Origin of the sequence: Candidatus Halocynthiibacter alkanivorans (assembly GCF_003333265.1) — a bacterium.
In the GTDB taxonomy this organism is placed as follows: domain Bacteria; phylum Pseudomonadota; class Alphaproteobacteria; order Rhodobacterales; family Rhodobacteraceae; genus Halocyntiibacter_A; species Halocyntiibacter_A alkanivorans.
In genome coordinates, this window is the sequence record NZ_QOLB01000137.1 from 27,908 (window position 1) to 53,735 (window position 25,828).

A 25,828-nucleotide genomic window follows, 5' to 3' on the forward strand; every position below is an offset into this window, starting at 1 on the left:
GTAACACATTGCTGGATTTGGGGCCCGGAGCGTCCCCGACGTTTCTTTCGCCGGGCCCTTGCCTTAGCAAGCATTCCTGTTGTGTTGCTCACCCTTGAACCCGGCTAAGTCATTGTCAAAAAGATATTCTTCTCTTGCTGGCGCTTCGTGTTCTCGATATGTTCTTGCCAACTGAAGAGCAAAAGACAGGACATCAAATGATCAAGGGAAGCTGCCTCTGTGGAAAAGTGAAGTTTCACATTTCGGGCGAACCATATTCATTGAGCTATTGCCACTGTTCGAGATGCCGCAAAGCTGCGGGTGTATTTTCCGCAGTTCTGATCGGGAAGGCCGATGATCTTCTGATCACAGAAGGACAAGAAGAGATCGCCAAATTCACCACCGGATCAGAGTCGAAGTTTGAGCGCTGTTTTTGCAAGGAATGCGGCACCTCTTTGGGCGACATGGCCAGTGGTGATGTATATGTGATCGCGGCCTCCGCGCTGGACGATGATCCAAAAATACGGCCGACGGTTCATATCCATACCGCGTCAAAACCTGACTGGTATGAGATCGTTGATGACTTGAAGAAATTCGAAGGCGACTACATCCCTGAGAAATGAGCTTCTGCTTTGTCCTTAAAACAGAGCAATACAGCAAAGCGGACACTGGTCGAAATTCGGAAAACCGAAGTCCCATCTTCGGTTTTTCACTGATGTGTTGCTGCAGGACACAACTCTCGAAAGCTCTGTTCGGCCTTGATGTGTTAAATCGAACGCCCGCCAGGGGATGTCCCGGCGGGCGTTGCGTGCGTGTCAAAAGTTCTGGAATGCGCCCCGGGGGCAGGGCGCCTATTTTTTATTCCGCAGCTCGCAGCCCGGCTTCTTTGGGCACGGCGACCGGGGCCGGGGTCTCTTCAAAGTCCCAGATGATCTCCGGATGTTTCACTTTTCTGGCAGCGCGGCGCAGCGCATTATCCCGTGCCTCACTGCTGTTCCGCCCCATCGAGAGGGCTTTCAGGATCGAGAAGGACCGGTAGGCACCGGCCGAGGCCCAGACCCGCAGCGCCAACATCGACGGCGTGAATATCAGCGTCAGCACCGTCGCAATGCCAAGGCCAAACACCACCGCCGTCGCCAGTTGTTTCCAGAACGACGCGGTCGGGCTGTCGATGGAATAGCCGCCGTTAATGAAATCAAGGCTCAGCCCGAACATCATCGGCGCCAGCCCCGCCATGGTGGTCAGCGTGGTCAGCAGCACCGGACGGATGCGGGTTTCCACCGTGCGGGTGATCGCCTCAATGCGCGGCATATAGGTGGCGTATTCCTGATAGGTGTCGATCAGAACGATGTTGTTGTTCACCACAATGCCCGCCAGCGCCACGATGCCGGTGCCGGTCATGATCACCGAGAAGGGCTGCCCCATCACCAGCATGCCGATCAACACACCGGCAGAGGACAGAACCACCGCCAGCAGCACCAGCACGGAATTGTAGAAACTGTTGAACTGCGCCAGCAGGATGATGAACATCAGCCCCAGCGCGCCGGCAAAAGCGGTGGCGAGAAAGGCCATGGAATCGGCTTCTTCTTCCTGGTCGCCCTTCCATTCCCACTCAACACCCTGCGGCAATTCGACGGTCTGCAGCCAGGCCGTCAGCGTTTCGATGCGTTCATTGGCGGTGACCGGAACCTGCGAAGCAAACCCGTCGGCTTCCAGTTGTGCCTGCAATTCGGTGTCCGTCTCGTAGCCCGCTGCGGCCACAATACGCGTCTCGCCGTCGCTTTCACGGGTGAGTATCACCAGGTCGCTGGCAACAGCGGCTTTGACGTCGAAATAGCGTTGCTGGTCCACCCGGCTGATCTGTGCCAGCGACGGCACTGGTTCGCGCGAGATGAAGTTGGACAGCGGCACCAGTCCGCCACCGGTACGGACCTTGAGGGAGTCGAGTGTGGACAGTACCCGGTATTCTTCCGGCAGGCGCACGCGGATTTCGATTTCCTCATCCGAGCTGTCCACCCGCATGGTGTCGAGCAAAATGCCGCGCGTCACGAGCTGAACCATCGCTCCTACTGAGGCCACATTGGCGCCATACCGACCGGCTTTTTCCACGTCGACGTTAATCTGCCAGTCAATGCCCGGCAGCGGCAGGCTGTCTTCGACATCGATCAGCGCAGGCGTTTCGTCAAAGCGGGCGCGCATCATCAGAGTGGCTTCTTCCAGGCGGTCCCAAATGTCGCCTTTCAGGCGCAATTGCACCGGTTTCGCCGACGCCGGGCCGTTGGACAGCTTGAGGATCTCGGCGTAAATGCCGGGCAGCGCTGCGAATTTTTCTTCCAATTGCGCCAGTACAAAATTGCCCTCGTATTCCGGGTCCAGCCCGGAGCGCTCAAAAATCCACCAGTTGCCGTTGCTGACACTGGGGCGGTCGTCCCAGGGGATCAGTTCAACCTGGATCTGGCCAATGGAATCGTTCGGACCAGACGCGCCGCCGGTATTGGAGTTTAAGCCACCGTCGCCGGCAAAGCTGAAGGCGTTGGACACCCCTTTCTGGGCCAGAATGATGTCTTCAACCTGGCGCACATAGCGATCTTTTTCCGTCAAAGACAGATTGCCGCGCGCCCGTACAAATACAATCGCCTGTTCCGGGTCACTGCCGCCGATAAACTCGGTGCCGTTGTTGTTCTCGCCGTAATAACCGAAGGTGGCGACAACCATGAAGATCACGGTGCCAATCGCCACCAGCGGCATCACCGGGTTGCCCGATATCAGGTGAATGAACCAGCCAAATCTTGTGCGTCTGTAACCGGCTTTCACCGCTTTGGGTTTGCGTTTGATTTTGGCAGCACCCAGGGTGATGGAGCCCAGACAGGCGGAGATCACAAACATGATGGCGCCTGGGATCATACCTTTTGCGCCTTCGGCAATGGGTTCACCGCCAAACAAATAACCCGGATTGATGGTCTGCAGTGCGGAGGTGAAAATCAGGAAAAGCGACCCGATCGCCAGAAGAACCCGCACCAGCCAGGGCAGGCGTTGTTCCAGCACAGCTGAACTGCCCTCAAAAAACCGGCTCATCCGGCCGGCAACACCGCCCATAACCGGCACATAGATCAGCGCCACTATCATCGAGGCCGATAGCACAAAGATGATGGTGATCGGCAGCATTTTCATGAATTCGCCGGCGACACCGGGCCAGAACAGCATCGGCAAAAAGGCACAGAGCGTCGTCGCGGTTGACGAAACAACCGGCCAGAACATGCGTTTGGCGGCTTCCAGATAGGCGGACATCGGGCCGGCGCCCTCGCGGATACGGCGGTCGGCATATTCAACGATGACGATGGCGCCATCCACCAGCATGCCCACCGCAAGGATCAGGCCGAACATCACCATATTGGAAATTGTAATGCCCATCGCCCCCAGCATGATAAAGCTCAACAGGAACGAGGTCGGGATCGAAAACCCCACCAGCAGCGCCGAGCGGCTGCCCAATGAGGCCAGCACCACCACCATCACCAGCGCAATCGCGGTCATCACTGCACCTTCAAGCTGACGCACCATGCTTTTGACCTGGGTGGACTGATCGTTGGACACGCCGGTCTGGACCGCCTGTTGCAGGTCAGAAGACCAGGTCGCGCGTTCCACTGACAGCGCTTCACGCACCGCAGCGGCGGTGTCGATGATGTTGTAGCCTTTGCGTTTGACCACCTGCAGCGCCACGGTGGTGACACCGTTGAACCGTGCGGTTCCGGCACGGTCTTCAAACGTCAGCCGGATGTCCGCCAGATCCGAGAGCCGGATCACCCGGTCGCCGTTGACCTTGACCGGCAGCGCGTAAATATCTTCCAGCCCGTCAAAAGACGAGGGGATCTTGACGGCGAAACTGCCCTGTTCGGTTTCGATCTCACCCGCAGCAATCAACTGGTTATTGTTGCTGATCACGTCAATCAGCTCCACCGCAGTGACGTCATAAGCCTCAAGCCGCAAGGGATCGATGGTCACCTCGACCATTTCATCGCGCTGCCCGGTCAGCGAGGCTTCCAGCACTGAATCCAACCCTTCAAGCCGGTCCTGAAGGTCTTTCGCCACCCGTACCAGGGTGCGTTCGGGCACTTCACCGGTCAGATTGACGATAACAATGGGAAAAGCAGAGAAATTCACCTCGTTGATCGAGTATTTATCGGCGCCGTCCGGGAAATCGGCCTCAACCGTATTCATCTTGTCGCGGGTATCAGCGAGGATTTTGGTTTTGTCCCAGCCAAATTCAAATTCCAGCTGGACCCCGGCGTAACCTTCGGCAGCAATGCCACCAATGGATTTCAAACCGTCAAGATCCGACAGTTCGGTTTCCATCGGTTTGGTCAGGAGTTTTTCCGCGTCTTCTGCCGAAATGCCGGGAAAGGGCACCGAGATGAACAACATCGGGATTTCGATATCCGGCTCACCCTCTTTGGGCAGGGTGATATAGGTGGCAATCCCGGCGACCAGGGTCAGCGCAATAAAGGCAAGGACCATGCGCGCCCTGGTGCCAGCCCAGTCAATGATGCTGCTCATTGAGTCAGCTCCTGGTATGTGGGCAGTACTTTCACGCCCTGGGTGACGTATTCCTGACCCACTGTAATCACATCCGCTTCCGTGGGCAGACCTGAGATCCAGATACCTTCAGTGGTGTCGCGCAGCGCTTCAACCGGCACAAATTCCACGATATTACCCTCCGCTACGATGCGCACGCCCAATTCGCCCTCATTATTTAGGGTAAGCGCGGACTGCGGCAACAAATGGGCCAGCTGCCCCTCAGCGGATATGGCGATTTCAGCGGTCAGACCGGCACGTACCGCCTGATCGGGATTGGCAACTTCGATCTCAACCCGGAAGGTGCGGGTGGCCTCATCTGAGGAGCGCGCCAGATAGGTGACTTCGCCAACAAGTTCGCGCCCGGACAGAAGCCGTCCGCCAGCGAGTGCACCAGGGGTGACCCGGTCGACTTCTGATTCTGAGACAAATCCGACAATCCGGATCGGGTCCAGCTGAATGATCGAGGCACAGGTGCCACCGGTGCTGACAAACTCACCAAGCTCGGCTGTGTCGGTATCCAGCAGACCCGCAAACGGCGCGGTGATGGTCAGACGCCCGATTTCCTGCTCGGCGGCTTTTACTGCGGCTATGGCGCTTTCAAGGCCGGCGCGCGCCGTGATAACCCTTGTCTGGGAGGCATAACCGCCCTGTGACAGTTTCAGCGCCTGATCGACTTCGACCTGAGCGGCAGCACGCCGTGCGGTCGCTTCCAGCAATGCGGCAGCTCGGATGCCCGGGTCCAGCTCACACAGGATCTGCCCGGTGCTTACGTAGGTGCCTTTGGACAAGGGGCTGCTCACCACCCGCGCAGTGGTTTCGGCGCGCACAATGACCGAGCGTGCCGCTTCGGTCCGGCCGCGCAGCACCACCGCACCGTCGATCTGACGGGCCACAGATTTGCGGGCAACCACAGAGACCGCATCCGTGGCACTGTCTGCGGCAGGGACGCTGTCCGCTGTTTCAGAGAGCTGGGCGGTGGCGGCGGCGCCGTCGTCAGAGCCAGACGCGAATTCGATCAGGGCATCGCGTTGAAAGATAACAAAAAACAGCGTGGTGATGACCAGGGCAGCGGTCAGAACGGGGAAAATGCGCATTGTGGCCTCGACAGGACAGATTGGAAAAAGTGTAAATAGGCGTAACATTGGGCTACATAAGAAAGCTTTCAAAGCGATTCAAGGCTGTTGCCGGATTTCGGACGTTCTGTCGCGAAAGCCGGCGCTTTATTTGTGAAGCACCAAGTCTGACGCAACGGACCCTTGGCAGGGGGGGTGCTTCACGTTATGACAGGCGTCGAAACAATTGCCATGAGGCCGATGATGAGTAATCCGGAAAGCTTTATTGATGAGGTGAACGACGAGGTTCGCCGCGACAATCTCTATAAATCACTCCGCCGCTATGGTTGGATCGGCATTGTCGCCGTGGTTGCCCTTGTCGGGGGCGCCAGCTGGAATGAGTGGAACAAGTCCAATCAGGAGGCCGCGGCCCAGGCGCTGGGGGATGCGGTTCTGTCCGCAATGGACACCGAGGGCGCCGCCGGGCTTGAGGCTGTCGCGGCCGACGGGGCTGCGGCTTCGGTACTGGCTTTGCTTGCCGCCGCGCGGTCTGACGAAAGCGATGCTGCCGCTGCTGCCCGTGAGGCGCTCAGCGCCCTGGCCGCTGATCTGAACGCCGATGCGGTGTACCGCGATCTGGCCGCGCTGAAACTGGTGATGCTGACCGCAGGCGAAACACCCGCGTCCGAACGGATCACCGCACTGACGCCTCTCGCCGCACCCGGCGCGCCATACCGGCTGCTGGCAGAAGAGCAAATCGCCCTGGCTGAGGCAGAAGCCGGGGATGTTGAGGCAGCGATTTCCCGCCTCAATCTGCTCAACGATGACAGCGAAGCAACAGCGGGCTTGCGCCAGCGCGCCAGCCAGTTGATTGTGGCGCTTGGCGGTTCGGTAGAATAACCAGGATTGGCGGCGCAATTGATCTGCGCAGCCAGCCCGTGCCATCGGCACAGGTACAGACGATGAATACGAGGGGGGCATGCGAGTGTTGCAAAAGAAAACAGCCGGTGGACTGGCGCTGATTTTGCTGCTTGCGGCATGTGGCGGCGCCAATCAGGAAGTTATCCTGCCCGGTGAACGGCTTGACCTGCGTGGCGGCGATGTGGCCGCGACCACCGTCGCCAGCAAAAGCCAGGCGATCAGGCTGCCCAAACAAATCATCAATGATGCCTGGACCCACCGCGCCGGCAATCAGTCCCATTCCATTCAACACCCTGCTTTTGGCGAGACTGCAACGCTGGCCTGGAGCGCAGATATCGGCGAAGGCAACAGCCGCAAACAGCGCATTACTGCCGATCCGGTGGCAGAGGATGGCCGGATTTTCACCCTCGACGCTCAGGCCCGTGTCACCGCAACCTCGACATCCGGTCAGACGTTGTGGACCGCAGATCTGACCCCTCCCGGCGAAAGCGCCGGCGATGCGTCTGGCGGCGGCCTGGCAGTGCTGCATGGCAAGCTTTACATCACCACCGGGTTCGGTGCGCTCACCGCGCTTGACGCTGCCAGCGGCGAACTGATTTGGCGTCAGCAGCTTGAATCTGCCGCATCCGGTGCGCCGACAGTCTATGAGGGCACCGTTTATGTGGTCTCTAATGACAGCCGCGCCTGGGCGATTGACACTGAGGACGGCCGGGTGCGCTGGCAGCGTCCCGGTGTGGCGTCTGCCGCCGGTGTTGTTGGCGGTGCCGGCCCGGCAGTGAACCGGCGCATTGTGGTCTTCCCGACCTCCTCTGGTGAGATCGTGACCAGTTTCCGCAAAGGCGGCGTTCAGCTCTGGGCGGGCACGGTGTCCGGTCAGCGCAAAGGGCGCGCCTATGCCAATGTCTCAGACATCACCGCCGACCCGGTGATTATTGGCGATACCATCTATGCCGGCAATCAATCCGGTCGTGTTGTGGCGATGGATACCACCACTGGTGAACGCAAGTGGACCGCGCGCGAAGGCGCCTACAGCCCGCTGTGGATCACTGGCGGATCGGTATTCCTCGTATCCGATCAGGGTGAACTGGTGCGGCTGTCAGCCCGCACGGGTGAACGTATCTGGGGCACGCAACTGCCTTATTTCGAGACCGCAAAAATCAAAAAACGCAAAGCGATCTATGCCAACTTTGGTCCGGTTTTGGCCGGTGGTCAGCTTTGGGTGGCGTCTTCTGACGGGATGCTGCGGGCGTTTTCACCGGAAGACGGCGCGTTGAGCCAGCAAAGCGATCTGCCTGGTGGGGCCAGCACCAATCCGATTGTTGTCGATCAGGTGCTCTATGTGGTCAGCGCTGACGGTAAACTGCTCGCCTACCGCTGAGAGCGGACGACAATTTCAACAATATGACGGTTCGCCCTTTCCGGCGGGCCGTCTTTGGTGTATCTGCGCGTCTTCAACTGCGCGCCTGAGGGTATCATGAGCTTTACACTTGCCATCGTGGGACGCCCGAATGTGGGCAAATCCACTCTGTTCAACCGTCTGGTTGGCAAAAAACTTGCCCTGGTCGATGACCAGCCAGGTGTCACCCGCGATCTGCGCGAAGGTGAGGCCCGTCTGGGCGATCTGCGATTCACTGTGATTGACAGCGCCGGGCTGGAAGAGGCCACCGATGAAAGCCTGCAGGGCCGGATGCGGATTCTGACCGAACGCGCCGTCGAAATGGCCGATGTCTGTCTGTTTCTGATCGATGCCCGCGATGGCGTTCTTGCCACTGACGAAGTCTTTGCCGATATCTTGCGCAAGAAAAACGCCAATGTGATCCTCGCGGCCAACAAAGCCGAAGGCCGTGCCGCTGACGGCGGTGTGATCGAAGCCTGGGGCCTGGGCCTCGGCGAGCCGATCCGCCTTTCTGCCGAACATGGTGAAGGTCTGAACGATCTCTATTCGATCCTGATGCCGCTGGCGGACAAGTTTGCTGAGCGCGCCAAACGGGACGCGCCCGACGTGGACGTGGCGGTGCATGATGATGATGATTTTGACGGCCCGCGCGTGCCCACCAAAGAAAAGCCACTTCAGGTAGCTGTTGTCGGCCGTCCCAACGCTGGTAAATCCACCCTGGTGAACCAGCTGCTGGGCGAAGAGCGCCTGTTGACCGGGCCTGAGGCCGGCATCACCCGCGACGCCATTTCGGTGATGATGGACTGGGAAGGCGTACCGGTGCGTTTCTTTGATACCGCCGGTATCCGCAAACGGGCCAAGGTTCAGGAAAAGCTGGAAAAACTGTCGGTTTCTGACGGGTTGCGCGCAGTGAAATTCGCTGAGGTCGTGGTCATCCTGCTGGATGTGGAAATTCCGTTTGAACAGCAGGATCTGCGGCTCGCCGATCTGGCTGAACGCGAAGGCCGCGCTGTGGTCATTGCGGTGAATAAATGGGATCTGGAAGACGATAAAAACGCCAAGATCCGGATGCTGCGGGAAGAATTTGAGCGTCTGCTGCCCCAATTGCGCGGCGCGCCGCTGGTGACCGTGTCGGCCCGCACAGGGCGCGGCATGGACCGGCTGCAAGAGGCGGTGATGAAAGCGCATGAAGTGTGGAACCGCCGGATCACCACTGCCAAGCTGAACCAGTGGCTCGCCGGCATGATTGAGGCGCATCCGCCGCCCGCACCGGGGGGCAAGCGCATCAAGCTGCGCTACATGACCCAGGCCAAAACCCGTCCACCAGGATTTGTGGCAATGTGTTCCCATCCTGACAAGCTGTCGGAAAGCTATAAACGCTATCTGATCAACGGGATGCGGGTGGACTTTGACATGCCTGGCACTCCAATCCGGCTGTATTTCCGAGACCAGAGCGACGCCAACCCGTTCAAGAACCGCAAAAAATCGACACCGTCGAGATTGCGCAAACACCTGGGAAAACGGCCACATGGCGTAAAACCCGGCGAAAAGTTTTAGAATTACGGGCGTCCTCATTGCTGAGGGCGCCCGTTTTCGTTGGACCTGTGCGAAAATTCTGTTGGTTGGCTCAGAGACCCAGGCAGTGGACCAGAAACGGGGGCGCGCCTGACTTTGGGGAGGCGAGAAGCGCCCTTCCGGGGGGGAAGGTCAGGCGCGGCCCGGCGCTGCCGGGCCAAATAAATCTCATCCGTCAGCTGTGCCCGTCATCGCCAACCAACAGGATAAGCGTCCGTAGCGAACTTAAACTGTAGTCTTGATGACGCGCTTTACGCGTCCAGTTCGACCCAGACCGGCACATGGTCAGACGGTTTTTCCCGCCCTCGTGCATAGGTGTCGATCTGGCAATCGAGCAGCAGATCAGCGCATTGCGGCGTCAGCAGAAAGTGGTCAATGCGGATGCCGTTGTTCCGGTTCCACGCCCCGGCCTGATAATCCCAGAAGCTGTAATGATCCGGCCCCTGAACGCGGGCCCGAAACGCTTCGGTAAAGCCCAGGTTCAGGATTCGCCGCCAGGCCGCATGGCTTTCGGGGCGGAAGGCCGCATCGCCGACCCAGTCGTCCGGGTTCCTTGCGTCTTCGCGCTGGGGAATTATGTTGTAATCCCCGGCCATCAAAACGGTTTCTTCACTGGCCATGATCTCTTTGGCGCGGGCATAAAGCCGTTCCATCCAGGCCAGTTTGTAGTCGTATTTCGGCCCCGGTACCGGATTTCCATTGGGCAGGTACAAGCCACAAACCCGTACCGGGGTCTTGCCCATGACGGTGGCTTCGATCCAGCGTGCCTGTTCGTCTTCTGCGTCACCGGGCAGACCACGGGTCACATCTTCGAGCGGCAGCTTTGACAGAATCGCCACGCCGTTGAAGCCTTTTTGCCCATGGGTTTCAACGATATAGCCCATGTCTTCAAAGTGCTCGCGCGGAAAACCTTCATCGACGGATTTGATCTCCTGAAGCAAGGCCACGTCCGGCTCTGCTTCTTTCAGCCAGTCCGTCAGAGCGTTGATCCGGGCTTTGATCCCGTTGATATTATAGGTGGCGATTTTCATGCGCGTTCTCCTTGTCCCTCCCTAACTATCGGGCGCGGGCGGGCAGGGGCAAGACAGAAAATCCCCTCGCGCCTCCTTGTATGTTAATCGAGTTTACATACATGTAGTGCACCGGGACAGATCCGGCGCAACAAGGGACGGTCAGATGCTCAGACAACTTGGAATTGGCACGGTCGCTGTTTTGGCAACATTTTCCGCGGCTGAGGCCGGTGAAAAAACATTCCCGCTCAGCGGATTTGAAAAGGTTGAAATCAAGCAGGGTGTGAAAGCGACGATCACCTCCGGCACAGAGTTTTTTGTGCGGGCGACAGGGGCTTTCGGGGCTGAAGACCGGTTGCAAGTCAAGGTTCGCGACGGCGTTTTGAGTGTGGGTCAGAAAAGCAAAGGCCTGCTTGGCCTGTCGCCGATCCTGAACATGATGAGCGATCTGGAGGTCGAAATCGGCCTGCCGGTGACCCGGGCTGTATCGGTCTCATCGGGCGCCCGGGCCGAGCTTGGTGGCTGGTTTGAACAACCGCTGGTGCTGCGCGCCTCCAGCGGCGCGGATCTGGAGTTTTTTGGCGAGGACGTGCCGGCGATGTCGCTGAACGTCAGTTCCGGCGCTGAAATCGAGGCACGCGGCAGCTGCGGCTCCGTCACCCTGAACGCCTCCAGCGGCGCCGAAATTTCCGCCAGTCAATTGAAATGCATCTCCGCAGATGCCAGCGCTTCCAGCGGTGCTGATATCGAACTTTTCGCCCGCGATGTGGTGGCACGTGCTTCCAGCGGCGGTGACATTGAGGTCAATGGCGCCACTAATATCTCGGCCTCCGACAGCAGCGGCGGCGACGTGCATCAGGTGAATTGACCGCAGTGCCAGACTTCAGCCCCGGGTGGCGATGGCGGTGCCCGCCGCCCAGCCCGAGGACCAGGCCCACTGGAAATTGAAGCCTCCAAGCCAGCCGGTGACATCAACCACTTCGCCGATGAAATACAGCCCGGGCACCGATTTCGCCTCCATGGTCCTAGAGTTCAGACTGTCCGTGTCAATGCCGCCCAGAGTGACCTCGGCGGTGCGGTAGCCTTCTGAACTGACCGGGGTCATCGCGAAGGCGGACAACTGCCCTGCGAGCTCCCCCAGGCGTTTGTCGGACCAGTCGGCAATGTTGCCATCAAGTTTCAACTGCTCCACCAGAGTCTGCGCGACCCGATTGGGCAACAGATCCGCCAGCACAGTGGACAGGTTTCGCCGGCCCGACTCGCGGCGTTTTGCCTGCAGCACGGCCAGAATATCGGCTCCCGGCAGGAAATTGACCGCGATCTGATCGCCCTCGCGCCAGAAACTGGAAATTTGCAGAATCGCCGGGCCGGACAAGCCGCGATGGGTGAACAGCAAAGCTTCTTCAAACCCGGTGTTGTTGCAGGAGACGACAGAGGGCAGGGCGGCGCCGGCCAACGGCCTCAGCCACGCGAGTTCCTGTTCCGCAAAGGTCAGCGGCACGAGGCCAGGCCGGGTGTCCACCTGTTTCATGCCGAACTGTTCGCCAATCTGATAGCCGATCCCGGTCGCGCCCATTTTGGGGATGGATTTGCCGCCGGTCGCCACCACCAGATTGTCAGCGGACACTTTGCACTGGCTCTGATCCCGGCTCAGACGCAGCTGAAAGCAGCCGTCATGGCGGACTTCATCCACCGAGGTCGAGGTGCGGATCTCGGCCCTGCGCGCCTCGTGTAACAACATGTCGATAATTGCCTGGGATTTACCGTCACAAAACAGCTGGCCCAGGGTTTTTTCGTGATAGGCGATGCCGTGACCTGCGACCAGTTCGATAAAATCCCACTGGCTGTAACGCGCCAGTGCGGATTTGGCGAAATGGGGGTTTGAGGACAGGAAATTTCCTGGCGCTGCGTACATGTTGGTGAAATTACAGCGGCCGCCGCCGGAAATGCGGATTTTATCGCCCACACGTTTGGCATGATCCACCAGCAGAACACGGCCGCCGGCTTTGGATGCATGGGTGGCACACATAAGCCCGGCGGCGCCAGCGCCAAGAATGATTGTATCGTAATGAGTCATGGCCCCATATGCGCAGGCGCAGCGCGCAAGGCAAGGGGCTCAATAACAAGAGGGGCTGCGACGTTAAAAACCGCCGCAGCCCTCCGGTTCTGAATGTTCTGATGACAGGGTCAGAACCTGCTCGGACCAGAGATCAAAAGTTGTCGATATCGATTTCTTCAATGTCGACAATATTGCCGGCGCTGTCGCGCAGAATCACCGCCACATCACTTGAGGACGGCAATGTATTGAAGTGAATAAACACGTCTTTATTGGCGCCAGCGCGCACAGGAGTCGTGCCCAGGCTGTCGCCCATCGCGCCACCGATCATTTCAACGACTTCTACAGTGCCGCCAGTTTCAGAACGCACAAGATCCACTTCTATGCGATTGTTGGTGCGCTGCTCATAATCGTCGAAAAAGAGATTGTTAAAGCCCTCGCCGGCGGAGGCTGCCGAAGCTGCACCAAAGAAAACGGTTGCAACGATGGCGGTCTTGAGTGCGAAATTATTCACGGTATGTCCTTTCGGGTCTTTATGTGATTTCGGGAACAACAGCGGTTGGCCCTTTGTGCCCGTTTCGATAATTAAGAGATACACCTGTGGGAGGGTATTGGTAAAGTGCTGAAAGTACACAATAAAAAGATCGATAATTGACATTTTCGTGTGTGCATTAATGCAGAGGCGGCTGTGCGTCCCGGCGGAATTTTGATTGGGACGCGGGGCGCGCAGTGGCCGGGACCCGGGTCTGTTATTGGTATGGTCGGACAAACTGTTCTGAACGCAGCTTTTTTTTAACCGGTTTCAACAACGCGCCGTGACCAGAGGCGTCCGAGTTGAGCCTTTTATGTGTTCACCAGTTATCACGGTTGCAGGCACAATCTGGTGAGATCGCGCTCACGACGGTCACGAAAGCTGTGATCCGGGCTGAAACGCACCAATAAATGCGATGAAAAAAAGTCAAAACCGGCCAAAAATAGCCGGTTTTTCAACTGTGTGATCACAAAATGTCAGATGGAGAAGGAGGTGCCGCAGCCACAGGACGCGGTGGCATTGGGATTTTCGACGGTGAATTTCGCCCCGATCAGCTCATCGCTGAAGTCAATCACCGCATTGGTCAGAAACGGCAGCGACACTTCATCCACCACCACTCGCTGGCCGCCGCCGGCCAGTACCAGATCCTCAGAGGTCGGCTCGTCCAGGGTGATATTATACTGAAACCCGGAGCAACCGCCGCCCTCGACCGCCACGCGCAGCGCTTTCGGGCTGTCGGCATCGGCGTTGATCTCGGCCAGGCGGGCAAAGGCCCGTTCCGTAACTTTAGGGGGGAGTGTCAGATCCATGTGAGTTCCATCTGTCGCGTTGTTAGATATTTGAATATAAGAGGCACAACAGATGCCGACAAGGACGAGCAGAATTATGTTGAAAACTTATGCGTCTCAGCCCGGCGAAACCCGCGGTCGCCTGCATCCCGAAACCATGAGCACATTTCGCTCGCCGTTTCAGCGCGACCGGGACCGGATCATTCACGCGTCAGCCTTTCGCCGGCTGAAACACAAGACCCAGGTCTTTGTGGAACATGAAGGCGATTATTACCGCACCCGGCTGACCCATTCGATTGAAGTGGCGCAAGTGGCCCGCACGATTGCCGGCGCGCTGGGGCTGAACGAAAACCTCGCTGAAGCGGTGGCGCTGGCGCATGATCTGGGCCATCCGCCCTTTGGGCATACCGGCGAAGACGCGCTGGCGGTGTTGATGGAGCCCTATGGCGGGTTTGATCACAACGCCCAGGCCATCCGCATCGTCACAAAGCTTGAAAAACACTATGCCGGTTTTGACGGGCTGAACCTGACCTGGGAAAGCCTTGAGGGTATCGCCAAACACAACGGGCCGGTCACCGGCGATCTGCCCTATGCGCTGGTCGATTTTAACGACGAATATGACCTGGAGCTCAGCACCCATGCCAGCGCCGAAGCCCAGGTGGCGGCGGTCGCCGATGACATTGCTTATAATCACCACGACCTGCATGACGGCTTGCGCGCCGGGCTGTTCACGGATGCGGACCTGATGGAGCTGCCATTGACGGGACCCGCCTATGAAGCCGTGGACAAGCTTTACCCCGGTCTTGACCCGATGCGGCGGCGCTATGAGGCGCTGCGGCGGATTTTTGGAGTGATGGTCGAAGATGTCATCCACATCGCCGACAACCGGCTGGCGGCGGCGCAACCCAAATCGGTGCACGACATCCGTCATCTGGGCCAGCCGGTGATCCGCTTCTCCAAACCACTGTTCATGGAGCTGAAGACCATCAAGAGTTTCCTGTTCCGGCGCATGTACCGCGCGCCCTCAGTAATTGTCATGCGCCAGCAGGTGACCTCAATGGTGGAAGACCTGTTCCCGCTGTTCATGAAACAGCCCGAACTGTTGCCAGCTGACTGGGAAGTTGATGTTGCGGCGGCGACCAGCGACACCGAACTGGCGCGCATCATTCTGGACTATGTGGCGGGCATGACCGATCGCTTTGCGATCCAGGAACATGAGCGCCTGTGCGGCTGACAACGGCCTGTGCGCCCATTGCGTGCGAATCCGGTTCGAAATACCCTGAAACTGCGGTAATTAGCGCCGCAGTTCTCAACCATCATTGATTGTCGCGCCAATCCTGTTACACCGCGCGCAACAGATCTGGGAAGACCGACATGAATTTATTTTCTGATATTCGCTCGCTGGTACTCGACACTCTTGACGCTCTGGTCGCGGACGGCGTTTTGCCCGAAGGGCTGAGCTTTGACAATGTGGCGGTCGAGCCGCCCCGCGATGCGCTTCATGGCGATATGGCGACCAATGCCGCAATGGTGCTGGCCAAACCGGCCAAAATGAAACCGCGCGACATTGCCGAGGCGCTGGCGGCAAAGCTTCAGACCGACGGGCGTATTGTGAGCGCCGAAGTTGCCGGACCGGGTTTTCTCAACTTGCGGCTGGACGCCGCGCTCTGGGGCGGCCTGGTTGGCGCGATCCTGAAAGACAGCGGATATGGCCGCTCTCTCGTGGGCACCGGCGAACGCATCAACGTCGAATATGTCTCCGCCAACCCGACCGGTCCGCTGCATGTGGGCCATACCCGTGGCGCGGTGTTCGGCGATGCGCTGGCCTCGCTGCTGGACTTTGCCGGTTATGATGTGACGCGGGAATATTACATCAACGATGGCGGTGCTCAGGTCGATGTACTGGCACGTTCGGTCTACCTGCGTTACCTCGAAGCCAACGGCCAGGAGGTCGCCTTTGAAGACGGCACCTATCCCGGTGATTACCTGATCCCGGTGGGGCAGGCGCTGGCGACGGCCTTTGGTGACAAGCTGGTCGGTAAACCCGAATCTGAGTGGCTGGATGATATTCGTGAATATGCCACCGACGCGATGATGCACTTGATCCGCGAAGATCTGGCATCCCTCGGTGTCGAGATGGACGTGTTCTACAGCGAAAAATCGCTTTACGGCACTGGTCAGATCGAAAATGCGCTGGCGGCACTGGAAAACAAGGGCCTGATCTATGAGGGCGTGCTTGAGCCGCCCAAAGGCAAGAAACCCGACGATTGGGAGCCGCGCCAGCAAACGCTGTTCAAATCCACCGAACATGGCGACGATGTTGACCGGCCGGTGAAGAAATCCGACGGTGCCTGGACCTATTTCGCCCCGGATATCGCCTATCACTATGACAAGGTCGAACGCGGCTTTGACACCGTGATCGACATTTTTGGCGCCGACCACGGCGGTTATGTCAAACGGATGAAAGCCGCCGTTTCGGCGCTCTCTGACGGCCAGGTTGGCTGTGACATCAAACTGGTGCAACTGGTGAAACTGTTCAAGAACGGCGAACCGTTTAAAATGTCCAAACGCGCCGGCACTTTTGTCATGCTGCGCGACCTGGTCGAGCAGGTCGGCCCGGATGTGACCCGCTTCCACATGCTGACCCGCAAGAACGACGCGCCGCTTGATTTTGATTTTGACAAGGTTCTGGAGCAGTCCAAGGACAATCCGGTGTTCTATGTGCAATACGCCCACGCGCGTATCTGTTCCGTGCTGCGCAAGGCTGATGAGGCCGGCATCGCTCTCACCGACTCCGCCAGCCTGACGGATGTCGCCGAGATCACCCTGGCCAAAAAGCTTGCCGAATGGCCGCGTCTGGTGGAAATCGCCGCCAAAGGCCATGAGCCGCACCGCATTGCGTTCTACCTGTACGATCTGGCGTCGGACTTCCACAGCCTGTGGAACAAAGGCAACGACAAGCCCGAATTGCGCTTCTTGCAAGATGATTTGGCCGCTTCGGCGGCGAAAATTGCCCTTCCACGTGCCGTGGCCGTTGTTATTTCTGCAGGTCTTGGTATCCTGGGCGTGACTCCGGCTGACGAGATGCGCTGATAAAAGCCGCACCGCAGGGATTTCCGGGGGTCGGGCAGTAGGTTTGATCTCCGGATTCAATCGGGGGCGGTGAGGCAAAAATGGCGAATCTCGATTACGGTACTCAATACGGGTATGGCGACGCACAGGATGCGGCTGCCGGCTATTGGCCGGAGCAGGGCGCAGCGCCGCAACAAGACATTTATACCCCTCAAAACAATCAGACGGCGCCGGGCGGTGGCGGTGGCGGACGCGGCCGGCTGGTCAGCCTCGCAGGCGCAGCTGTATCGCTGCTGCTGATCGGCGGCCTGGCGGTCTGGGGCTATCAACTGGTGATGCGGGACGTGTCCGGGGTGCCGGTGGTCCGTGCGCTGGAAGGGCCCATGCGCGTGGCGCCTGAAGATCCCGGTGGCCAGTTTGCCAGCCACATGGGCCTGGCGGTGAATGCGATCGCAGCGGTGGGCGAGGCTGCAGCCCCGGCGGACCAGCTGACCCTGGCACCGCGCCCGCTTGAACTGTCCGCCGATGATCTGCCGATGTCTGATCTGCAACCGCTGACGTTGCCCGCGGCAACAGGATCAGCCGCGCCCGGCGCCGCGAATGGCGGTCTCTCCGGCGCGGTGCAGGACGTGTTGCGCACGCTGCAGCCGTCTGAGCTGTTGCAAACAGAAACAAACCCGGTCTCTGGCGCAGCCTCTGATAACGTGCCGCACGACACTGCGCCGTCAGATGTATCTCCGTCCGGCGCTGAGACCTCAGAAACCGCCCCCTCTGCCATTGAGGCCATGCCGCAAGTTGCAGAAGCAGCCACACCAGTTGCAGGCGGGCTGAGGCGCTCCAGCACCCCCCGTCTGCGTCCGGCCAGTCTGGTCAGCCGCAGCGCTGGTGCCACAGATATCGCCGTTGGCGCCGCGGCCAGCATTCTGGCGGCGGTGACCGGCGTCACCGAGGTTGAAGCCGCAACCGTCCCGGCCGGAAGCACTCTGGTCCAGCTCGGCGCCTTTGGCAGTTCTGATCTGGCGCGCGCCGCCTGGGAGACCCTGGCGCTGCGGTTTGAAGATGAAGTGCCCGGCAAACAGCGTGTCATCCAGGAAGCGCGCTCAGGCGGTAAAACCTTTTACCGGTTGCGGGCGATGGGGTTTGTCGATCTCGCGGACAGCCGCCGTTTTTGCGCCACTCTGGTGTCGGCAAACAGCGAGTGTGTGCCGGTTACAACCCGATGAACCGGTGTAGCGCCGCCATTCTGGGCGTTGAGGGGCCCGTTCTTACCTCTGCCGAGGCAGATTTTTTCCGCACGGCAAATCCCTGGGGATTTATCCTGTTTGCCCGCAATGTCATTGACCCGGCGCAGCTGCGCCAGCTGACTTCCGACCTGCGCGGCTCTGTCGGGCGCAATGCCCCGATCCTGATTGATCAGGAGGGAGGCCGGGTTCAGCGCCTGACCGCCCCGCACTGGCATCAGCATCTGCCGCCGCTGGATCAGGCCGAATGGGCCGGAGCCGCAGCGCAGCGCGCCATGTGGCTGCGCGGCCGGCTGATCGCACATGAGCTGCGGGGCTGCGGCATTGACGTGAACTGTGCGCCTTGCGCCGATCTGGCCAGCGACACCACCCATGTGTTTCTGCGCAACCGCTGTTATGGCTCCGACGTGGCCACCGTGGTGAAAAACGCCCGTGCCATGGCCGACGGCCAGTTCTCCGGCGGTGTGCTGCCGGTGCTGAAACATATCCCGGGCCACGGGCGCGCCACTGTGGACAGCCACAAAAACCTGCCACGTGTCTCCGCCAGCCGTCAGACCCTGAAGGAGACAGATTTCGCCAGTTTCCGGGCGCTGTCTGACCTGCCGATGGCGATGACCGCCCATATCGTATTTGAAGACATCGACCCGGCGCATCCGGCCACTCAAAGCGCGGTTATGACGGATTTGATCCGCAATGAGATTGGCTTTGGCGGGTTGCTGATCAGCGATGATATTTCCATGCAGGCGCTCAGCGGTGACGTGGCGACGCGCAGCCGGGCCTCAATTGCTGCGGGCTGTGATCTGGTACTGCACTGCAATGGTGATCTGGCGGAAATGAAATTGGTGGTCGAGGCTGCAGGTGATATGAGCGACGCGGCAGAAACGCGGGCACAAAAGGCGCTTCTGCTGCGTCAGGTGCCAGACCCCATTGACATAAAGGCCGCCCGGGCGGAACTTCAAAGTCTGAGTATGGCAAAACAGGGCTGAAATGGCCGGCGAGCAGGAACTGGATTTCGGAGATAAAGTTGAAGCACGGCTGGCGGCCGAGGCTTTGATCATTGATGTCGACGGGTTTGAAGGCCCGCTCGACCTGTTGCTGACCCTGTCGCGCACCCAGAAAGTCGATCTGCGGCGGATCTCGGTGCTGGATCTTGCGGTGCAATATCTCGGGTTTGTCGAAAAGGCCAAAGAGCTGCGCATTGAACTGGCGGCGGATTACCTGGTGATGGCGGCCTGGCTGGCCTTTCTTAAATCACGGCTGCTGCTACCACCTGATCCCTCTGACGAAGGCCCGTCCGGCGAAGAACTGGCGGCACACCTGGCCTTTCAGCTTGAACGGCTGGAGGGCATGCGCAAAGCGGCGGCGCGTTTGATGGCGCGCGATCAGAAAGGGCGCGACTTTTTTGCCCGCGGCATGTCCGAAAATGTCAGCCGGGTGCGCAAGGTCACTTATGGCGCCACGTTGCTGGACCTGATGCAGGGTTATGCCCGCATCCGTACCAAAGACGACTTCCGCCCTTTTGTGCTGGACCGGGAGTCAATTCTGACTATGGAGCAGGCGCTGGAGCGAATGCGTGCGCTGATCGGCTATACCGGCGACTGGACCGATATCGTGACCTATCTACCTGATGGCTGGATCGGGGACCCAAAACGCCGGCGCTCGGCTACGGCGGCTACCTTTGCAGCCTCACTTGAGCTGGTGAAAGCGGGCCGCGCTGAAATCCGCCAGCAGGAACTGTATGCACCGATCGAAATACGCAGGAAATCCAGATGAGTGAGAGTGAAGAACAAAGCCTGTTTGAAGCGCCACCGGTCGGGGACCAGGAGCGCATGGTTGAAGCGATCCTGTTTGCCAGCAAAGAGGCGGTGACAGTGGCCGATCTGAACGCCCGTATGCCCCATGGGGCGGACGCTGCGGTGGCGCTGCAACATCTGCGCAAACGTTATGAGGGCCGGGGCGTCCGGCTGTGCCGGGTGGGCGACAGCTGGGCGATCCGCACCGCGCCTGACCTTGGTTTTCTGATGCAACGGGAAACAGTGGAACACCGCAAATTGTCACGCGCCGCGATCGAAACCCTGGCAATTGTCGCCTATCACCAACCGGTCACCCGTGCCGAGATCGAAGAAATCCGCGGGGTTTCTGTATCGCGCGGCACTGTGGATCTGCTGATCGATCTGGAGTGGATCCGCTTTGGACGCCGGCGTATGACACCGGGCCGCCCGGTGACTTTTGTGGTGACGGCCGAGTTCCTCGACCACTTTGGCCTTGAAAGCGCGCGCGACCTGCCAGGGCTGCGGGAATTGCGCGCCGCCGGCCTGCTGGAGAACCGGCCTGCGCCGGGATATGTCTCTGAGGAGGACGACCCGGAAAGCACGGATGAGCAGACAGATATGTTCGAAAGCGAATAATTGCTGCTTTTTTCAGCAATTTCTGTAATATTCCACCAAGTACCGGGGGAAATTGGATGCGGTATAATTTTATTTTAGGATTAGGTTTCAGGGTTTTGAAGGGGTTCCTCGTTAAACGTGGGGCAGGGGGTAAGACTTTGCAACAGAGCCGAACCGCAGAAAAGATTGCGAAAAACGCTCAGAAAACGCTCCGGTTGAGCCGTAGATTGTTTAAGTAGACCAGACATAGATACTTTGGGCTCAGATAGCCTAAGCTTTTTGATTTTATTCAGAAAATTGCGTGTACAGGCCATTTGCCAATGCGTAAAGAAATTTAAGGACCAGGATATTAGAATGCCCTTTGGTTGGGGGTAAATTGCGATTTTGGGGGATGAGATTTTGCCGGGGATGAGATTTTGGAACGTGGCGTGAATGGGAGCTGGTCGGTATCCTATCCTCTTGTCCGGCAAGTGCATTTGGTGCGTCAGAGCCTCGTCGTGGCTGTTCTGATTCTTTCCACAGTCGTCTGGGGGGAGTATATTCTGGGGTCCCTTCGCCAGAGCAGTGCTGTTGGATTGCGATTGGAAACCCACGGTCTGAGCCTGCTTGTCATAAGCATGCTGGCGCTGGCGCTGGTGAAATATAAGACCAACTGGCGGCTGTATTTTGTCACCCGGGTCCTGTCACTGTTATCTGTCATATTGATTCTTGCGGGCATAGAACTGCACCATGGGGGTAATATTCCCGTTGAGATTCAGGGCTGGTTCAGCAGTTGGATGCCGGACCACTCCCACAGTTCACCCTGGCTGACGCTGTCGACAGAAATTGCGCTGCTTTGCATCTCTCTTGGCATCCTGTTGCGCCACAAGGTGGTCGGCGCCGGGCTTGTTTCCGCCGCGCTGGCGCTCTGGCTGCCGCTCATCTCGCTGATCGGATATTCTTACGGGCACAATAGTTTCTTTGGAGCGATGTCGCCAACGTCGATTGTTTTGGTCGCACCGTTGGCGCTTGCCACATTGTCACTTTATGCTCATCACGGCTATGTACGCCCGTTCCTGAGCAACCGGGTATCGGGCCGGGTTTTGCGCACTCAGATCTTGTTGGCGATGCTGGTGCCCTGGGCTGTCGGCTTTCTTCTGTTGCGGGATGCCCACCCGGAAAGCCAGCAGACCGGGCCGCTGTTTGTCGCGCTGGTGACCTGGTTTATCTGGTTCATGGTCTACGCTTCCGCCAGAACGCTGGAGAAAATGGACCGCAATCGCCGCACGGCCGAGCGGCGCTATGCCCGCCAGGCTCTGTGTGATCCTCTGACCGGTGCCCGCAACCGTCGGGGCGCCTTGCTGGAAACACAAGTGGCGCTGGGGGATGCCCAGGCGGGTGGCAGTATCATGGCGCTGATCATGGTGGATCTGGATGAGTTCAAGAAGGTCAATGATCAGTTCGGTCATCAGGTCGGTGATGAAGTGCTGGTCCGGGTCAGCCGGTTGCTGTCAAAATCTCTGCGCCCCACTGACATACTGGCCCGTTGGGGTGGGGAGGAGTTTCTGATCCTTTTGCCGGAAACCCGCCTGAATATGGCGGTGGAGATCGCTGAGCGGCTGCGCGCCACGCTGGAGAGTGACATGCGGCTTAATGCTGAGGGGGGCACGTTTGACATCACCGCCTCCTTTGGTGTTGCCGAAGTGGGCCAGGGCGAAGTTGGCCTGTATGAAGGACTCATCTGTGCCGATCAGGCGCTGTACCGTGCCAAAGATCAGGGCCGCAATATGGTTGCAGAATTTGACGGGGTTGAAGCGGAGGACCTGCGCGAACAGCTTGAAGGCCAGGCGCGTGAGATGGCGGCGCGGGAGCCGCTGCCGTTCAGCGCCTGAGCGGCGGCCAGGCCGCCCGCCGCTATCAGCGGAAATGTTTCGACAGTTTCAATCCCTGGCCCTGGTAGTTTGACGATATACCGGCGCCATAGAGTGTTTCAGGCTCCGCAGCCATCTGCTCATACACCAGCCGGCCGACAACCTGCCCGTGTTCCAGCACAAAAGGCGCCTCGTGGCAGCGCACCTCCAGCACGCCGCGTGAGCCGGTGCCACCGGCGGCACCATGGCCGAAACCAGGGTCAAAAAAGCCAGCATAATGGACGCGGAACTCGCCGACCATCGCCAGATAGGGCGCCATTTCTGCCGCATATTGCGGCGGGATATGCACCGCTTCCCGGCTGACCAGAATATAAAATGCGCCGGGATCCAGGATGATTCGCCCCTCGGTGCTGTGGATGGGTTCCCAGTACTCTGCCGGGTCATAATGGGCGATACGGTCCAGATCGATCACCCCGGTGTGGGGCTTGGCGCGATAGCCGACAAGCGTGCCTTCGCTGGGGGAGAGATCCACCGAAAAGCCCAGCCCGTCGGAAATCAATGCCTCTCCGGACACCAGGCGTTCGTCCGCGTGCAACTGCTTCAGCTCGGCATCTGACAGCACCGCCTGGCCCTGGCGAAAGCGGATCTGGTTAAGCCGCATGCCCGGGCGCACCAGCACGGAAAAACTGCGCGGGCAGATCTCGGCATAAAGCGGGCCGGTATAGCCTGGAGCGATACGGTCAAATTCAACGCCACCATCGGTGATGGTGCGGGTCAGAAGATCCAGCCGTCCGGTGGAGGATTTGGCATTGGCCACCGCCTGGATTGTGTCTGGCAGATCCAGATGTTCCATCAGCGGCACCACGTAAACGCAGCCCTTTTCCAGCACAGCGCCAGCGCTCAGATCAATGCGGTGCATTTCAAACTCAGCGAGGCGCTCGGCCACGGTGGCGCCTTCGCCGGTCAGGAAAGAGGCGCGCACCCGGTAAGCCACAGTGCCAAGGCGCAGGTCAAGGGAGGCCGGCTGGATCTGTGCTTCGGTGATGTCCGGGCTGCCGGTCAGTATGCCATCTGAAATCAGCTGTCTCAGAACCTGGCTGGGCAAAACGCCGGTCATTGCACTCATCTTGTTTCTCCCTGACTGTTGTTCGTCAGCCTATGCGATTGGCGCCGAATTTACAGTGAAATCAGGGCGCTGGTTGCAAAAAAGCCCGCAACCATTGCTGGTGCGGGCGTTTTTGTTGGTCGGGCTAGCAGGACTCGAACCTGCGACCTTCCGTCCCCCAGACGGACGCGCTACCAGACTGCGCTATAGCCCGACGTGAGAGTGTTCATACTATCTTTTGGGTCAGCTGCAAGAGAGGAATCGAAATCGGTGGCAGAAATTTCCGGCTGCTCGGCGCTCCGGCCTCAAATATTTGCCCGGGGCTTACAGCCGTTCGCGCAGTGATCTCAACCGGTGGTAAATTTTGCTGACCTGCTGGCGTGACGCCGAGAGATCCGGCTTGCGACGCAGAGAGGCAAGCACACCGCTCTCAGAGACAAAAGTAAGATCGTCGTCCAGTGGATCCGACTGATTTGCGTCACCGGTTGATGTCGCAAGCACCAGATGTGGCAGATCACCGCCGGTTTTTGGCTCTGGCGCCGGGGCTGTGATCGGAGTCGTCGTCATTTCGGGCAGGAGGGCGGCTGCTTCCGGCTCTGAAAAATCTGCATCGGAAACGGTCACTTCGACAGCAGGCGCGTCGGCAACCGGCGTTTCGGAATAGGGCGTTTCAGCAACAGGGTCTGCGACAAACGGCGCTTCTGCCGGTACCGGTTCAGTCCCGGGCAGGTCACTGGTGGGCACCGCAACACCCGGGGCGGAAAACTCCGGGATGTCATCTGCAGCGGCATCTGCAGCCGCGTCGGTGTCAAAGTCGGCAAAACCTTTCAAATCCGGGCCGCTGTCTGCAACGCTGTCAGCATCTGAGGTCGCAGTCTCTGCTGCCACCGCTGTGAATTCGTCAGCGGCGCTCGCTTCTGCTGCGGATGGCAGGACGACGTCAACAGGCGCGTCGCGGGCCTCTGACGCGCTCGCCAGCTCTGGCGTCTCCACTGGGGGTGGTGATAGGTCTTCCCCTGTGCCTGGTTCATTATCCTGGATTTCAGTGGCGTCAATAAATGGCGTATCCGGTTCCGGAGCGGGGATCCCGGTTTCCGGGGCTGGTATCTCAAACGCTGTGTCAGGCTGCGCAGTCTCTTCCGCGGGCTCTTCTGAGGGCAACGAAGGGGCAGGGGCCAGATCCATGTCGCTCTGAACTAGCTCTTCGCCTGCAATCCATGCTGAGTTGTCCGCTGCTGCGTCGCCTGGTACCGGGGCACCTGGCGCAGCATCTGCCGGTGCCGTGGCGTCAAATTCCGGCGCGCCTTCAGCGACCGGAGAGAGGGGTGCGACAGGCTTTGTCTGAAGACCTGAGTCGACCGGCTCAAGACTGATGTCAGATACCGGAGGGATGCCGGTCGCCTTGCCAGGATCGTAACTCCGACCGGCGGTGCCAGAATCGTTCTCATCCGCGTCAACACCGGTTTCAGACGCCAGGATGCTGTCGCCCGGTGTTTCCTGGCCGGGGTCTTTTGCCGCCAGGCTTTCCTCGTCGGGCCGTTGCATCCTCACAACATTGTCCACAACCGGCTCCAGTGGCACGTCTTCGGCCATCGGTGCCTCAGGCACGACGTCAGCGGTGCTCTCCAGATCCGGATCCAGTGCGGTGGACAGGGCGGAGACATATTTTACCCCCTCTTCGCGCAGCAGTTTCTGCACGCCGCGGATGGTCATGCCATTCTCATGCAGCAGCTTCTTGATACCCCCCAGAAGCCGCATATCGGCCGGTCGGTAATAGCGTCGCCCACCGGCCCGCTTCACCGGTTTGATCTGGGTAAACCGGCTTTCCCAGAAGCGCAGTACATGCGCAGGGGTTTCGAGCCATTCAGCGACTTCGCTGATGGTACGGAAGGCCTCTTTGGATTTATCCATGACGGCGTGACCTTATTTTTTGTTGCCGGCGGCCACACGGTCTTTCATCAGATGCGAAGGGCGGAACGTCAGGACTTTGCGCGGCAGGATCGGAACTTCGTCGCCGGTCTTGGGATTGCGGCCGATCCGTGCCGCTTTGGCGCGGACGGAAAATGTCCCGAAGGACGAGATCTTCACGCTTTCGCCGGAGACCAGCGCGTCAGACATGTGTCCAAGCACGCTTTCAACCAGCTGCGCGGATTCATTGCGGCTCAGGCCGACCTCACGAAACACGGCCTCGCTGAGATCCATACGGGTCAAAGTTTTTTCGCTCATGATTTCTCCCTTCACAGATTAGTGACAGTGTGGAACGCCGGTATTTCTAAGTCAACATCAACAGCT

General features: G+C 59.1%; 21 protein-coding genes and 1 tRNA gene. 12 read left to right on the forward strand and 10 right to left on the reverse strand.

The annotated features are described in order from the left end of the window. The first annotated feature begins 134 nt into the window (after nucleotides 1-134). Entirely contained in the window at nucleotides 135-602 is a 468-nt protein-coding gene (locus DWA01_RS17520; RefSeq protein WP_114287103.1) for a GFA family protein, read from the forward strand. Between the two features lie 235 nt (nucleotides 603-837). On the opposite strand, the gene DWA01_RS17525 is transcribed toward DWA01_RS17520, so the two are convergent. Then, nucleotides 838-4,530, reverse strand: coding sequence for an efflux RND transporter permease subunit (locus DWA01_RS17525; RefSeq protein ID WP_114287104.1), 3,693 nt, complete (start codon nucleotides 4,528-4,530; stop codon nucleotides 838-840). Further along, nucleotides 4,527-5,645 carry an efflux RND transporter periplasmic adaptor subunit gene (locus tag DWA01_RS17530; RefSeq protein WP_114287105.1) on the reverse strand — a complete coding sequence of 373 codons (1,119 nt, stop codon included), beginning with the start codon at nucleotides 5,643-5,645 and terminating at the stop codon, nucleotides 4,527-4,529. The genes DWA01_RS17525 and DWA01_RS17530 overlap by 4 nt, the downstream gene beginning before the upstream one ends. 222 nt (nucleotides 5,646-5,867) lie before the next feature. Here DWA01_RS17530 and DWA01_RS17535 point away from each other — a divergent pair, with 222 nt between their 5' ends. The 3 genes from DWA01_RS17535 to der all read left to right on the forward strand — a co-directional run bounded on the left by DWA01_RS17535 (nucleotide 5,868) and on the right by der (nucleotide 9,477). Beyond that, nucleotides 5,868-6,503: a hypothetical protein gene (locus DWA01_RS17535; RefSeq protein ID WP_114287106.1), complete on the forward strand. Its 636-nt coding sequence runs from the start codon at nucleotides 5,868-5,870 to the stop codon at nucleotides 6,501-6,503. Between the two features lie 79 nt (nucleotides 6,504-6,582). Next, a complete protein-coding gene (locus DWA01_RS17540; RefSeq protein ID WP_114287107.1) occupies nucleotides 6,583-7,902 on the forward strand; it encodes a PQQ-like beta-propeller repeat protein in 1,320 nt (439 codons plus the stop codon). Nucleotides 7,903-7,998: 96 nt separating this feature from the next. Next, entirely contained in the window at nucleotides 7,999-9,477 is a 1,479-nt protein-coding gene (gene der / locus DWA01_RS17545; protein WP_114287108.1) for a ribosome biogenesis GTPase Der, read from the forward strand. A gap of 269 nt (nucleotides 9,478-9,746) precedes the next feature. Here the strand turns inward: der and xth are convergent, their stop codons facing one another. Then, the gene (gene xth / locus DWA01_RS17550) at nucleotides 9,747-10,526 is read right to left on the reverse strand and encodes an exodeoxyribonuclease III (RefSeq protein WP_114287109.1); all 780 of its coding nucleotides are present in this window, start codon (nucleotides 10,524-10,526) and stop codon (nucleotides 9,747-9,749) included. Between the two features lie 145 nt (nucleotides 10,527-10,671). Between xth and DWA01_RS17555 the strand changes: the two genes are divergently transcribed. After that, entirely contained in the window at nucleotides 10,672-11,373 is a 702-nt protein-coding gene (locus DWA01_RS17555; RefSeq protein ID WP_114287110.1) for a GIN domain-containing protein, read from the forward strand. A 15-nt stretch (nucleotides 11,374-11,388) separates the two neighbouring features. On the opposite strand, the gene DWA01_RS17560 is transcribed toward DWA01_RS17555, so the two are convergent. From DWA01_RS17560 to DWA01_RS17570, 3 genes are all read right to left on the reverse strand, one after another. Further along, the gene (locus DWA01_RS17560) at nucleotides 11,389-12,582 is read right to left on the reverse strand and encodes a BaiN/RdsA family NAD(P)/FAD-dependent oxidoreductase (protein ID WP_114287111.1); all 1,194 of its coding nucleotides are present in this window, start codon (nucleotides 12,580-12,582) and stop codon (nucleotides 11,389-11,391) included. 133 nt (nucleotides 12,583-12,715) lie between these two features. After that, nucleotides 12,716-13,219, reverse strand: a complete 504-nt coding sequence (locus DWA01_RS17565; protein WP_114287112.1) for a hypothetical protein — start codon at nucleotides 13,217-13,219, stop codon at nucleotides 12,716-12,718. Between the two features lie 350 nt (nucleotides 13,220-13,569). Next, a complete protein-coding gene (locus DWA01_RS17570; protein ID WP_114287154.1) occupies nucleotides 13,570-13,896 on the reverse strand; it encodes a HesB/IscA family protein in 327 nt (108 codons plus the stop codon). 82 nt (nucleotides 13,897-13,978) lie between these two features. Here DWA01_RS17570 and DWA01_RS17575 point away from each other — a divergent pair, with 82 nt between their 5' ends. The 7 genes from DWA01_RS17575 to DWA01_RS17605 all read left to right on the forward strand — a co-directional run bounded on the left by DWA01_RS17575 (nucleotide 13,979) and on the right by DWA01_RS17605 (nucleotide 22,452). Beyond that, entirely contained in the window at nucleotides 13,979-15,115 is a 1,137-nt protein-coding gene (locus DWA01_RS17575) for a deoxyguanosinetriphosphate triphosphohydrolase (RefSeq protein ID WP_114287113.1), read from the forward strand. Between the two features lie 140 nt (nucleotides 15,116-15,255). After that, nucleotides 15,256-16,974, forward strand: coding sequence for an arginine--tRNA ligase (argS, locus tag DWA01_RS17580; RefSeq protein ID WP_114287114.1), 1,719 nt, complete (start codon nucleotides 15,256-15,258; stop codon nucleotides 16,972-16,974). 80 nt (nucleotides 16,975-17,054) lie between these two features. Continuing rightward, the gene (locus tag DWA01_RS17585; protein ID WP_114287115.1) at nucleotides 17,055-18,176 is read left to right on the forward strand and encodes an SPOR domain-containing protein; all 1,122 of its coding nucleotides are present in this window, start codon (nucleotides 17,055-17,057) and stop codon (nucleotides 18,174-18,176) included. Continuing rightward, complete coding sequence (nagZ, locus tag DWA01_RS17590; protein ID WP_114287116.1) at nucleotides 18,173-19,180, forward strand: beta-N-acetylhexosaminidase; 1,008 nt, start codon at nucleotides 18,173-18,175, stop codon at nucleotides 19,178-19,180. Before DWA01_RS17585 ends, nagZ begins: the two co-directional genes overlap by 4 nt. A gap of 1 nt (nucleotide 19,181) precedes the next feature. Further along, nucleotides 19,182-19,967: a segregation and condensation protein A gene (locus DWA01_RS17595; RefSeq protein ID WP_114287117.1), complete on the forward strand. Its 786-nt coding sequence runs from the start codon at nucleotides 19,182-19,184 to the stop codon at nucleotides 19,965-19,967. Further along, the gene (scpB, locus tag DWA01_RS17600) at nucleotides 19,964-20,602 is read left to right on the forward strand and encodes an SMC-Scp complex subunit ScpB (RefSeq protein ID WP_114287118.1); all 639 of its coding nucleotides are present in this window, start codon (nucleotides 19,964-19,966) and stop codon (nucleotides 20,600-20,602) included. The genes DWA01_RS17595 and scpB overlap by 4 nt, the downstream gene beginning before the upstream one ends. A 560-nt stretch (nucleotides 20,603-21,162) precedes the next feature. After that, nucleotides 21,163-22,452, forward strand: coding sequence for a GGDEF domain-containing protein (locus tag DWA01_RS17605; protein WP_136057776.1), 1,290 nt, complete (start codon nucleotides 21,163-21,165; stop codon nucleotides 22,450-22,452). A gap of 25 nt (nucleotides 22,453-22,477) precedes the next feature. On the opposite strand, the gene DWA01_RS17610 is transcribed toward DWA01_RS17605, so the two are convergent. From DWA01_RS17610 to ihfA, 4 genes are all read right to left on the reverse strand, one after another. Further along, complete coding sequence (locus tag DWA01_RS17610) at nucleotides 22,478-23,548, reverse strand: 2'-deoxycytidine 5'-triphosphate deaminase (RefSeq protein WP_114287155.1); 1,071 nt, start codon at nucleotides 23,546-23,548, stop codon at nucleotides 22,478-22,480. Between the two features lie 125 nt (nucleotides 23,549-23,673). Further along, nucleotides 23,674-23,750: transfer RNA gene (locus DWA01_RS17615), tRNA-Pro, on the reverse strand. 110 nt (nucleotides 23,751-23,860) lie between these two features. Further along, the gene (locus DWA01_RS23700; RefSeq protein WP_235008599.1) at nucleotides 23,861-25,447 is read right to left on the reverse strand and encodes a MerR family transcriptional regulator; all 1,587 of its coding nucleotides are present in this window, start codon (nucleotides 25,445-25,447) and stop codon (nucleotides 23,861-23,863) included. Between the two features lie 12 nt (nucleotides 25,448-25,459). After that, nucleotides 25,460-25,762: an integration host factor subunit alpha gene (gene ihfA / locus DWA01_RS17625; RefSeq protein WP_114287120.1), complete on the reverse strand. Its 303-nt coding sequence runs from the start codon at nucleotides 25,760-25,762 to the stop codon at nucleotides 25,460-25,462. Between the last annotated feature and the right edge of the window lie 66 nt (nucleotides 25,763-25,828).

What these genes read in the sequence shown, in the direction of transcription:
- DWA01_RS17525 (WP_114287104.1), bottom strand. Translation starts at nt 4,530, where the DNA reads ATGAGCAGCATCATTGACTGGGCTGGCACCAGGGCGCGCATGGTCCTT.
- DWA01_RS17530 (WP_114287105.1), bottom strand. Translation starts at nt 5,645, where the DNA reads ATGCGCATTTTCCCCGTTCTGACCGCTGCCCTGGTCATCACCACGCTG.
- DWA01_RS17535 (WP_114287106.1), top strand. Translation starts at nt 5,868, where the DNA reads ATGAGTAATCCGGAAAGCTTTATTGATGAGGTGAACGACGAGGTTCGC.
- DWA01_RS17540 (WP_114287107.1), top strand. Translation starts at nt 6,583, where the DNA reads ATGCGAGTGTTGCAAAAGAAAACAGCCGGTGGACTGGCGCTGATTTTG.
- der (WP_114287108.1), top strand. Translation starts at nt 7,999, where the DNA reads ATGAGCTTTACACTTGCCATCGTGGGACGCCCGAATGTGGGCAAATCC.
- xth (WP_114287109.1), bottom strand. Translation starts at nt 10,526, where the DNA reads ATGAAAATCGCCACCTATAATATCAACGGGATCAAAGCCCGGATCAAC.
- DWA01_RS17555 (WP_114287110.1), top strand. Translation starts at nt 10,672, where the DNA reads ATGCTCAGACAACTTGGAATTGGCACGGTCGCTGTTTTGGCAACATTT.
- DWA01_RS17560 (WP_114287111.1), bottom strand. Translation starts at nt 12,582, where the DNA reads ATGACTCATTACGATACAATCATTCTTGGCGCTGGCGCCGCCGGGCTT.
- DWA01_RS17565 (WP_114287112.1), bottom strand. Translation starts at nt 13,219, where the DNA reads ATGTCAATTATCGATCTTTTTATTGTGTACTTTCAGCACTTTACCAAT.
- DWA01_RS17575 (WP_114287113.1), top strand. Translation starts at nt 13,979, where the DNA reads ATGTTGAAAACTTATGCGTCTCAGCCCGGCGAAACCCGCGGTCGCCTG.
- argS (WP_114287114.1), top strand. Translation starts at nt 15,256, where the DNA reads ATGAATTTATTTTCTGATATTCGCTCGCTGGTACTCGACACTCTTGAC.
- DWA01_RS17585 (WP_114287115.1), top strand. Translation starts at nt 17,055, where the DNA reads ATGGCGAATCTCGATTACGGTACTCAATACGGGTATGGCGACGCACAG.
- nagZ (WP_114287116.1), top strand. Translation starts at nt 18,173, where the DNA reads ATGAACCGGTGTAGCGCCGCCATTCTGGGCGTTGAGGGGCCCGTTCTT.
- DWA01_RS17595 (WP_114287117.1), top strand. Translation starts at nt 19,182, where the DNA reads ATGGCCGGCGAGCAGGAACTGGATTTCGGAGATAAAGTTGAAGCACGG.
- scpB (WP_114287118.1), top strand. Translation starts at nt 19,964, where the DNA reads ATGAGTGAGAGTGAAGAACAAAGCCTGTTTGAAGCGCCACCGGTCGGG.
- DWA01_RS17610 (WP_114287155.1), bottom strand. Translation starts at nt 23,548, where the DNA reads ATGACCGGCGTTTTGCCCAGCCAGGTTCTGAGACAGCTGATTTCAGAT.
- DWA01_RS23700 (WP_235008599.1), bottom strand. Translation starts at nt 25,447, where the DNA reads ATGGATAAATCCAAAGAGGCCTTCCGTACCATCAGCGAAGTCGCTGAA.
- ihfA (WP_114287120.1), bottom strand. Translation starts at nt 25,762, where the DNA reads ATGAGCGAAAAAACTTTGACCCGTATGGATCTCAGCGAGGCCGTGTTT.